The organism is Flagellimonas hadalis (assembly GCF_007785775.2).
Taxonomy (GTDB): Bacteria; Bacteroidota; Bacteroidia; order Flavobacteriales; family Flavobacteriaceae; genus Flagellimonas; species Flagellimonas hadalis.
In genome coordinates this window covers 1-501 of sequence record NZ_VNIK02000047.1, presented here as the reverse complement: position 1 = coordinate 501, position 501 = coordinate 1, and the positions used below count along the sequence as shown (strand labels likewise).

Annotated in this window: 1 protein-coding gene; it reads left to right on the top strand. The window is 50.9% G+C overall.

All coding sequences use genetic code 11. From position 1 onward, the window contains the following. The coding region (locus FOT42_RS17945) for a Gfo/Idh/MocA family protein (protein WP_226789954.1) at positions 1-501 on the top strand (501 nt) is incomplete at both ends.

Sequence of the window (501 nt, the reverse complement as noted above, 5' to 3'; positions counted from 1 at the left end):
AACCATGAACAAAAGAGAATTCATCAAAAAAAGCAGTGTGGGAGCCCTAGGGATCATGTTGGCACCTTCTATTTTAAAAGCAGGTTTTCCAAAGGAAAAGTTACGAACGGCCCACATTGGCGTGGGCAATATGGGCATGGAGGACCTCAAGGCGATTTCATCGCATGCCTCGGTCGAGGTGGTCGCCCTCTGCGATGTGGATGCCATCAACCTGTCCACAGCACACAAGATGCACCCCGGTGCCCGTGTGTTTTTTGATTACCGTGCCATGTTGGAGGAAATGGGCGACGAAATCGATGCCGTGGTCGTTTCCACGCCCGACCATACCCATGCGCCAGCTTCGTTGATGGCGATGAAGATGGACAAACCTGTGTACTGTCAAAAACCATTGACCCACTACGTTTCCGAATCACGGGAAATGAAAAAAGTGGCCGCCGAAAAAGGATTGGTCACCCAGATGGGCATACAGGTGCACTCCTTCTACGATTACAAACTGGCCAC